A 9935-nucleotide genomic window follows, 5' to 3' on the forward strand; every position below is an offset into this window, starting at 1 on the left:
ACTCCCTGATCAGAAGTAGGTACACTTTTTGCTATCTCCCCCAATCGGTACAACACGCAAGGACTCAGCAACGAGCATGAGGATAGACAATTCGATCAACCCACGGCGATGCAGCCTCATCCTGATGGGGCTGATCCTGGCGCTGATCGTCTGCGGGACCCGTGGCGCTCGTGCGCAGGTCGCGGAGTGGCAGGAGCAGCGCACCGCGAACTTTGCGATCCTCTTTCCCGGTGGCTCGGAGGCCGAGGCCGCGCAGTACGCGCAGTTCGTCGACGGCGTGTACGACGAGGTCAGCGCTGTCTTTAGCTACCGCACGCCGCCGCCGGTGATCCTGCGCATCTATCCGACCATGGAGCTGTACGAGAAGGTCAATCCGCTCGCGGCCAGCATCCCCGGCGTGGTGGCGCACGCCCACACCGGCAGGCGCGAGATCAGCATCGCGCTGCCGCAGACCGCCGATCAGTCGCAGGAGCAGATCATCAACAACGTGCGCCATGAGCTGACCCATATCATCGCCGCCGATCTGTCGGGCGACAAGCTGACCACCGCGTTTCAAGAGGGCATCGCCCAGTATCTTGAGCATCCGTCGTCGGAGCTGGACGTCAAGATGCAGTTGATGCAGCAGGTGATCGACGCCGACCGCGTGCTCTCCTGGCGCGAGCTGAACCAGCCGGGCACGGCCTACGCCAATCCGCAGATCAGCTACCCACAGAGCTACACAATGGTCGCGTTCTTGATCCAGCGCGACGGCTTTGCGACGTTTCGCAGGTTCATCGAGGCCAGCAAGACCAGCAGCGGCTACCGCAGCGCGCTCGAAACCGCCTACGGCGTCAGCCCGGATCAGCTTGAAAAAGAGTGGCTGGCGCAGCTTGAAGCGTTTGTGGCCGGGGAGTATCGAAACCGGGCGATCGGCGCGTTTGATCTATCACAGGCCGAGGCGCTGATCGCGCGCGGCGAGTACGAGGCCGCGATCAAGGCGCTGGAGCTTGGGCTGAATACGCTGCAAGACAGCGGCCCCGCCGATCTGGCCGAGCGTGCCAGGCAACTGCTTCGGCACGCGACGAACGGCCAGCGCGCGACGAAGCTGGCGGCAGATGCGCGGTCGGCCCTTGAGCGCAGCGAGTATGCCGCCGCCAAGAGCGCCGCCGACGAAGGGCGCAGGCTCTTCGCCGGGCTGGGACAGCCGGAGCAGATGAAGGTGATGGAGGAGTACAGCACGATCGCCGACGAAGGGCTGGCGGCGCAGCGCGAGATGACGGTTGCCAGCGGTGAGCTGCAAACGCTGCACATCAACGCGGCGCGCAACCGTCTTGCCGCCGCCTACCAGACCTTCACGCGGCTTGGCGATGAGTCGGGGGCGGCCTCGGCGGAGTCGGCGCTGCTGACGATCCAGCGCACCGAGACGGCGGTCGCCGTCGGGCTGGTAATCCTGGGCGCGCTCGTGCTGGGCTGGAACATCCACCGGCGCGTCAACGAGCGGGATCACGCCTTACCCTTTGGCTAGCGCTGCCCAATGCCGCCGCCTGATCGTATCCGCCACGCGCCAGCACCCGATCGGCAGCCATTGAGTATCGACGAGTAGGAACAAGATTGACACACTCAGCAGATATTGCACTTCGCTTGCAGGCCATCGCGCGTGTGCTCCGCCTGCGGCGACGCCTGCGGCTCAGCATCCGAGCGATCTGGCTCACGCTGATCATCTGGAGCGTCGGGCTGTTCGCGGCGCTGATCGGCGTTAAGCTCTCGCCGACGCTCACGCTTGGCCTGTCGCTGCTGACGCTGGTGAGCGGCCTGGCCTACGCCTGGCTCAGCCATCCTTCGCTGGAGCAGCTTGCCCGTGGCCTGGACAGCCACTACAGCCTGGCGCAGCAGCTCGCGACGGCGCTTGAGGTTGCCCGCCAAGATCCGGCGCAGCCGCTAGAGCACCGCCTGATCGAGGAAACCGAGGCGCTGCTCGCCAAGATGCGGCGCTACTTCGCCTCGCAGCCGCTCGTGCCCTGGCGTGAGGTCGAAACCGGCGCGGCGGTGGCGCTGCTCACGCTTGGCCTGATCGTCGCGACGCGACCGCTGCTGCCGGAGGCGTTAGCACCCGCCGCGCTGCCGAACCTGCCGCCGCCGACCGCGCCCACCGAAACCGCCAGGGTGCAGCCAACCGACCAGCCGATCGACGAGCAGCCGCCGGGATTATCGCCCGAAGCGCAGGCTGCCGCCGACGCGATTGCCGACGCGCTGCGCGATAACGGCGCGACCCGCTCCGCCGCCGATGCGCTCGATCGCGGCGATACCGGAGAGGCCGCCAGCGAGCTGCGCGAGCTTGCCGATCAGGCCGATCAGTTGGGCAGCCAGGCGCGCGAGGACATCGCCGAGGGTCTGCGCGACGCCGCCGAGCAGCTCCGCGACGCGCAGCCCGGCCTCGCCGAGCAGCTCGAACGACAGGCCGATGCTCTGGAGCGCGGCGGCGCTGAGACAGCCGAGGCGCTCGAAGACCTGGCGCGAACCGTCGAGCAGCTCGATCAAAATGGCGAGCAGGCGGCGCAGCAAGAGCAGGACGGCGCGACCGGCGAGCAGGGCCAGGAGCAGCAGGGCCAGGGCCAGCAGGAGCAGCAAGGCCAGCAGGGCGGCGGTCAGCCCGGCTCCCAGGGCGGAGGCGGCGCAGGCGATCAGCTTGGCGGCGAGGAGCGCGGCGCGCAAGACGATACCGCTCAGGCGCAGGGCGAGAACTTGCCGCTGCCGCCATCCAAAAATACGAACGGACCAACAACCAGTGCTACCGGTCCGCGCGGCCCGACGATTCAGCTTGAGGCGGGCGGCACCGGCGAGACACACAATACGGGAAGCAATCCCGGCGACGAGCCGCTGCAAGGCGAGGCCGATCCGCTTGCCATCCCGTCAGAGTACCGCGATGTGGTGGAAGACTACTTTTCGCCGAACCAGTAGCCGCAGGCCGCAGGCACGCCGAGCGACCGTCCTCGACGAGGCGTTTTTGCGCCGTCTGGAGCGGCTGTCGATCAATGCCAGCCGCTCGCTGCGCGGTGGCCTGAGCGGCGCGCATCCCAGCAAGCGCCGTCTGCCCGCGCCCACGTTCAGCGACCATCGGCCCTACTCGGCCAGCGACGATCTGCGCTACGTCGACTGGCACGCCTACGCCCGGCAGGAGCATCTCTTCGTCAAGCTGGGCGAAACCGAGCAGGATGTGCCGGTGCATGTGCTGCTGGATCGCAGCGCCTCGATGGACTACGGCGACGGCGATGCCCACAAGCTGCACTATGGTCGCTTGCTGCTGGCGGCGCTCGGCTACCTGGCGCTGGCGAACGGCGATCGTCTGACCGCGACGACATTCGATAGCACTGCCGCGCCCGCGTTCGGCCCCGTCCAGAGCAAGTCGCACGCGCTGTCGCTGCTGCGCTACGCCGACACGATCCGGATCGGCAAGGAAAGCCGGATCGGGCCGGTCGTGCAGGGCTACACCCGACCGCGCTCAGGTGGTCTGCTGGTGCTGATCTCGGACCTGTGGGCGGTCGGCGACATCGAGCAGGTCTTGCGCATGGCGCAGCCGCCGCGCTGGCAACTGCTGGTGCTGCATCTGCTGCACGCCGACGAGCTCCAGCCGCCGCTGAGCGGCGAGATCGAGCTGGAAGATAGCGAGTACGGCGAGCGGCTGTCGATCAGCGCCGATGTGGCGACGCTCGACCGCTACCAGGCGCGGCTGAACCAGTGGTGCGGCGCGCTGGAGACGGCCTGCCAGCGGCGCGGCGCAAGCTATACGCGCATCAGCACCGATATGCCCGTGGAGCGCGCGACGATCCCGTATCTGCGCGCCCGCCAGGTGATCGGCTAACGAGCGTGGGAGCGCGTTCGACATCAGGGCGTACTCGTGCGTAATCAGGGAACCTATGCGGAGCTACCGTGCGCTGATCCAGACCAGGAATAGGGATTCTATGGGGGACTCCCACCGCCCAGAGGGCACCCTCCCTGGCCTGGCAGCGCGCTAGAATAAAGAGGCGATGACTTTTCTCTTACCGCTTGGACTACTTGCGCTGCTGACGCTGCCGATCATCGCGCTGCTGCACCTGATCCAGCAGCGCCGTGAGCGCCGCCGCGTGCCCTCGTTGCAGATCTGGCGCGATCTTCAGCGTCAGACCGTTCAGCACAAACCGCGACGGCTGCCGCTGACGCTGCTGCTGCTGCTGCATCTGCTCCTGGCGATGTTGCTGGCCGTGGCGCTTGGGCAACCGCTGCTTGAGGCCGCGCGCGGCGAGGCGACGCACACCGTGATCGTGCTGGACACGTCGACCAGCATGGCGGCGACGGATGAGAGTCCCAGCCGTCTGGAAGCGGCCAAAGCCGAGGCGCGCAGGCTGATCGCCAGTCCGGGCCGTGGCGATAGCGCCGCTGTGATCGAGCTAAGCGCGCAGCCGCGCATCGTCGGCCAGAGCACCGGCAACGATACCAGCACGCTTCTACGCCAGCTCGATCGGATGCGGGCCGGAGGGCCGGACGGCGATCTCGCTCGCGCGCTCAACCTTGCTCAGGCGACGGCGCAGCCGGAGGCAGCGCTTCAGATCGTGATTCTGACCGATCGCGCGCTGCGAGCCGCAGAGACGCCAACCGTTGCCGGAGAGGTGCGCTGGCAGATCGTTGGCGCTGACGGCGACAATGTCGCGATCGTCGCGTTTGCGGGGCGACCGCTGCGCAGCGGGCAGCAGCAGTTGTACGCGCGCGTGGCGAACCTGGGCACGGTCCCGATCGCCCGCACGCTCTACCTCAACCTGGACGGCAGCCGCGCCGCGACGGAGCCGATGCGTCTGCAACCGGGCGCTGAGGCCGAGTGGAGCTGGCCGCTTCCGGCGGGCACGACCCGCGCCGAGGCCAGTCTATCGGGCGAGGATCTTCAGCCGCTCGACGATCGCGCCGCCGTGGTTGTCGGTGGCAACGCGCGCTCCGATGTTGTGCTGGTGACGACCGCCAGCGAGACAACCGCGCTTGAGCGGGCGCTGCGGGCACAGCGCGGCCTTGATGTTCGTCGCGTCTCGCCCGCCGATTACCGCGCCAGCGCCGACGCCGCCCTGGTGGTCTTCGACAACTATCTCCCGACGACGTTTCCAGCGGCACCCGTGCTGATCGTCACACCACCGCGCGGCCAGACGGTTGTGCCTGTCACCAAAGAGCTTGGCGATCTGACCGCAACGGTGATCAACGACCAGCGCTTCGCGGCGATCGATTTCAGGCCGGTACGCTTTCAGCGCGTCGTCCAGGTGGAAACACCAGCTTGGGCCAATGTCGCCGTCGCGAACGGCAGCACACCGCTGGTCTTGACCGGTCAGTATAACAATCATCCGATCGCGATCTGGACCTTCGATCCAAGCGCGTCGAATATCACCAATCGCCTGGCATTTCCTTTGCTCACGGCTGCCACAACACGCGCCCTGCTGCCGCAGGCCAACGATCGGCTGCTGGTTGGCACGGCTGCGCCGTTCGCGCTGCGCAGCGAGGATGGCGTATCCGTCGCGGCGGGCGAGCGGCTGACCCAGCCTGGGATCTACCAGGCCCAGAACGGCACCGGCGCGGTTGCAGTGAACGCGCTCGACGCCGACGAGGCCGATCTCCGCTCGCGTCCGGAGCCGACCGTCAACACCGTCTCGCGGCCCGTGGCAACCGACGACCAGGCCGAGCTGGTCGGTCGTGAGCTATGGAAGCCGCTGGTGATCGCCGGGCTGGTCGTGCTGCTCTTCGAGTGGCTTTACAGTAATCGTGATAGTTTGCGGCGTGGACGCGCGCTACGCGGTAAGCGAGCAGATACATGATCTTTCGTACTCCCTACTGGCTTTGGCTGTTGCCGCTGCTGGCGCTGCTGGGCACGTGGATCGCCCGTCGCAGCCCGATGCCGCGCTTGGCGCTGCTCCTGCGCGCGGCGATCAGCCTGCTGATCGTCGGCGCGCTGGCCGATCCGATCCGGCCTGGCACGACGGGTCCGGCGCCGCTGCTGGTGCTGGTCGATCAGTCGGCCAGCCTGACGCCCGGCGTGCGCGATGAGGCCTGGCAGGTAGCGACGCGGATCGCTCGTGAGCGCGGCACGGCCCGCACCACTGTGGCGGCGATCGGCGAGGATGTGGTGATCGCGCCCGACTTGCAGCAGCCGGATGTTCAAACCGAAGGCACCGATATTCAGGCGGCGCTCCAGCTTGCCAAAGGCTTGCAGCCCAGGGGCGGGCAGGTGCTTCTGCTGTCGGATGGCGCGGCGACCTCGCCCGGCGTGGACGAGGCGGCGCAGGCGCTACGCGAGCAGGGTATTACCGTGGATGTGCTGCCGCTGGCCGACGACGCGCAGAAAGACGCGCGCGTCGCGGAGATCTCGCTTCCGGCGGGCCTGCGCGCCGGGCAGAATTTCCGGGGCGCGGTGACGATCGAAAGCACCGAGGCGACGACCGCCACGCTCGTGCTCTCGTTCAACGGCCAGCCCGTGAGCCAGGAGAGTATCACGCTTCAGGCCGGACGGACCTCGGTTCCGCTGCCGGGCACGGTGCCGGAGCCAGGATTGCAGCGCTTCCGCGCCGAGATTAAGCTGGATGATGCCCACGCCGAGAACAATACGCTGGATACCACCGTGCTGGTCGGCCCGCCGCCCAGGGTGCTCGTCGTGGAGCGCCGCCCCGACAGCGCGGCCCTGCTCCGCGATATGCTTGAGCAGCAGGGCGTGCAGAGCGAGGCGCTGCGGCCCGTGGACGTGTCCAGCCGACTCTCGGATCTGCGCCGCTTCGACGCGATCATGTTGCAGGACATTCCCGCCAGCGCGCTCACGCTCGATCAACAATCGGCGCTGCGCGAGTACGTACGCAGCATGGGCCACGGCCTGCTGGCGATCGGCGGCACCAACAGCTACTCGCTGGGCGGCTACAAAGGTACGCCGCTCGAAGAGGTGCTCCCGGTCAAGATGGAAACGCCGCCTCGTCGCGAGCGGCAGCAGGTTGCGCTGCTGCTGATCATCGATCGCTCGGCGAGTATGTACGGCGCGACGCCGACGACCAACAAGCTGGAGCTGGCGAAGGGCGGGGCGATTGCGGCAACTCAGGTGCTCGTGCCCAACGATCGTGTCGGCGTGCTGAGCTTCGATACCGAGACGGAGTGGACGGTGCCCTTTACTCGCATCGGCGAGGGCCTGGCGCTGAGCGAGATTCAAGACCGTATCGCGGCGCTGGATTTCGGCGGCGGCACCGACATCTACCGGGCGCTCGGCATCGGCCTGCCGCAGCTTGCGGAACAGGACGCGGTGGTACGCCACGCGGTGCTGCTGACCGACGGACGCTCATTTACCGCCAACGCTGCGGCATATGATCGCTTGATCGAGCAGGCCCGGGAGTACGGCATTACCCTCTCGACGATCGCGATCGGCGACGATGCCGACAAAGATCTGCTGGAGCGCCTGGCCGATCAGGGCGGCGGGCGCTACCACTTCGCCGCCGACCCGCGCGAGCTGCCGCAGCTGACGCTGATGGAGACTGAGATCGCCCGTGAAGATCCGCGCGTCGAGGGCCAGTTTCAGCCCCAACCGGCGGGCGCGCATCCGATCGTGCGCGGGTTTGTGCCGCGTCAGTTTCCCAATCTGGAAGGCTATGTCGCGGTGACGCCCAAGCCCGAAGCGGAGACGGTGCTGCAATCGCCGCAAGAGGACCCGATCCTGACGGCCTGGCAGTACGGCCTGGGCCGCGCGCTCGCCTGGACCTCCGATACCGGCGAGGCGTGGGGCGGTGAGTGGCAGCGCTGGGACGAGAGTCCGCTGCTCTGGACGCAAATGCTGGCCTACACCTTCCCCGATCCGAGTCAGGGACCGCTGACGGTGCGCGTCGAGCGCGGCGATAAAACGCCGACGATCGTTGCCGAGGCGCGCAACGACGACGGCACGCCGCTCGATCTGGCCGATGTCGGCGCGCGCGTGGAAGCGCCCGACGGCGGCGAGTCGACGATCCGGCTCAAGCAAGTTGCGCCGGGACAGTACCAGGCACCGCTGCCCGCCGCAGAGGACGGCGCGTACACAGTCGGCGTGGCGCTGCGCAAGAACGATCAGCAGCTTGAGGCGAGTGCCGGCTGGTCCAGGCCCTACTCCGCCGAGTTTGCGCTCCAGCCGAACCGCGCGCTGCTTGAGCGCGTGGCGACGATCAGTGGCGGACGTGTGCTCCAGACCGCAGACGAGGCTGCCGAGGCCGTCAAAGCGGAGGCGGCCCGTCCGACGCAGGCGTTCTGGCCGTGGCTCGTCGGCGCGGCGCTGCTGCTGTGGCCGTTCGAGATCGCCATCCGACGCGGCTGGCTGCGCCGGAGGCGCTCCTGGGCAGCATAGCGGAGCAAGGGTTGGGGTGCAGATGTCTCACGTTCCAATGTTCTTCGCCCAAAGGGCACTCGCCCCGGCCCGCGCGCCGTGTTGCAAACTCCTGGCGATTGTGGTACAACATGGGGGCAAGACCCCGTAGCTCAGTGGATAGAGCATTGGTTTCCTAAACCAAGTGTCGCGCGTTCGAGTCGCGCCGGGGTCGCCACCAACAGCGCACTGATGAAGGTGCGCTGTTTCGCTTTAAGCCCGTTTTCCACTACCGGGCGGTCGCGCCTGCGATAGCAAGGACATGCCCTGATCAATCCCCCCGCGCAGCGCAGACCTCGACCCAACCTTTCCGCATCACGAGCTTGATCTGTACCGGAGAATCAGGTCTACCCGTAGATGGCCTACCCCGGCATAGGCTATTTAGCTCATTACTGAAGTCCTGAGTATTTGGAGTACTGTACTATCGCTTGGAGATGACCAACGTACTACTACCCTTTTTTGTTAAATTCCTGTAAAAATGAATAGTAAAATTTCATTAACCCCCCTAAATAACAATGTGAATAATGAAAGGAGGTAGACAGCCAACGTCGGTTGTTCGTTTATCGCGACCTCTCAACACACTTAACCGTGTCCAGATGATTCGATTAACAATTGTCCTTGTTCGGAGGAATGTACCATGAAACGATTCGCCACTCCGGTCGCAATCGCGCTCCTCGTGATCGCCAACCTGCTCGTCGGTACGGAAGCCTTCGCCCACCAGTGGGGCACCTGGCACTGGCATCGCGGCGGCTCGTCCGTGCAGATCAATGCCTACAACACCGCCTACTATCGCACCGAGGCCAGCAACGCGATCAACGACTGGAGCAACAATACGATCCTGTACGTGCCGCAGGTTGGCTACCACACCGATATTCACGTCTTCGACGGCAACTACGGCGCCACCGGCTGGGCGGGTCTGGCGAGCCTCGAAAGCGTCAGCGGCAACCATATTCTGCACGGCCACGCGCGCGTCAACTACTACTACTCGATGAGCTCCGGCTACAAGATGGGCGTGCAGTGCCAGGAAGTCGGCCACCTCTTTGGTCTTGATCACTCCAACACCGGGAGCTGCATGGGCCTCGGCTACTGGGCAGGCAACGGCTACTACACCAACTCGCACGACTGGAGCGATATCTACAACATGTATCGCTACCACCAGTAAGCTCAGTCGCCGTAGATTTGTAGCATTAAGGAGACATCGATCATGAAAGTTACGCGCATTATCATCGGCGCGCTGAGCGCCTCGCTGTTGGGTCTGTCCATGTTGGCCTTCGCGCCCAGCACCACCACGAGCGTTCCCCAGTGGCACGCTACCTGGCTCTATCATCCCCGGACGCTCGGCGAGGCCAAGGCCAAGGCCAGCGAAGTGATCGTTGGCCGCGTCGCCGAGGTCAAGGCCGGTCCTGACATCGTCGTGCCGGTCGCGGGCGAGGCCAGCGGCGAAGACCGCATCGCCACGCAGCGCATCACCGTCGAGGTCGTCAAGTCGCTCAAGGGCAAGACCAGCAGCACGCTGACGATCTTCCACACCGGCACGGAGACGCAGTTCATCGAGGGCGATCCGGGCTATCAGGTGGGCGAGAGC

The 9935-nt window shown here is 66.1% G+C and carries 7 protein-coding genes and 1 tRNA gene; all 8 read left to right on the forward strand.

The window, feature by feature from the left end; genetic code table 11:
• Positions 1-76: 76 nt before the first annotated feature.
• Positions 77-1504, forward strand: coding sequence for a peptidase MA family metallohydrolase (locus VFZ66_00495; GenBank protein HEX6287631.1), 1428 nt, complete (start codon positions 77-79; stop codon positions 1502-1504).
• Between the two features lie 86 nt (positions 1505-1590).
• Positions 1591-2937 (forward strand): hypothetical protein, encoded by a 1347-nt coding sequence (locus VFZ66_00500; protein HEX6287632.1) that lies wholly within the window; start codon positions 1591-1593, stop codon positions 2935-2937.
• Positions 2903-3838 carry a DUF58 domain-containing protein gene (locus tag VFZ66_00505; GenBank protein HEX6287633.1) on the forward strand — a complete coding sequence of 312 codons (936 nt, stop codon included), beginning with the start codon at positions 2903-2905 and terminating at the stop codon, positions 3836-3838. The genes VFZ66_00500 and VFZ66_00505 overlap by 35 nt, the downstream gene beginning before the upstream one ends.
• 166 nt (positions 3839-4004) lie before the next feature.
• A complete protein-coding gene (locus VFZ66_00510) occupies positions 4005-5804 on the forward strand; it encodes a VWA domain-containing protein (GenBank protein HEX6287634.1) in 1800 nt (599 codons plus the stop codon).
• Positions 5801-8332: a glutamine amidotransferase gene (locus tag VFZ66_00515; GenBank protein HEX6287635.1), complete on the forward strand. Its 2532-nt coding sequence runs from the start codon at positions 5801-5803 to the stop codon at positions 8330-8332. The genes VFZ66_00510 and VFZ66_00515 overlap by 4 nt, the downstream gene beginning before the upstream one ends.
• 120 nt (positions 8333-8452) lie before the next feature.
• Positions 8453-8528: transfer RNA gene (locus VFZ66_00520), tRNA-Arg, on the forward strand.
• A 459-nt stretch (positions 8529-8987) separates the two neighbouring features.
• Positions 8988-9512, forward strand: a complete 525-nt coding sequence (locus VFZ66_00525; GenBank protein HEX6287636.1) for a hypothetical protein — start codon at positions 8988-8990, stop codon at positions 9510-9512.
• Between the two features lie 42 nt (positions 9513-9554).
• The coding region (locus VFZ66_00530) for a hypothetical protein (GenBank protein HEX6287637.1) at positions 9555-9935 on the forward strand (381 nt) is incomplete at its 3' end.

The organism is Herpetosiphonaceae bacterium (genome assembly GCA_036374795.1).
In the GTDB taxonomy this organism is placed as follows: Bacteria; Chloroflexota; Chloroflexia; order Chloroflexales; family Kallotenuaceae; genus LB3-1.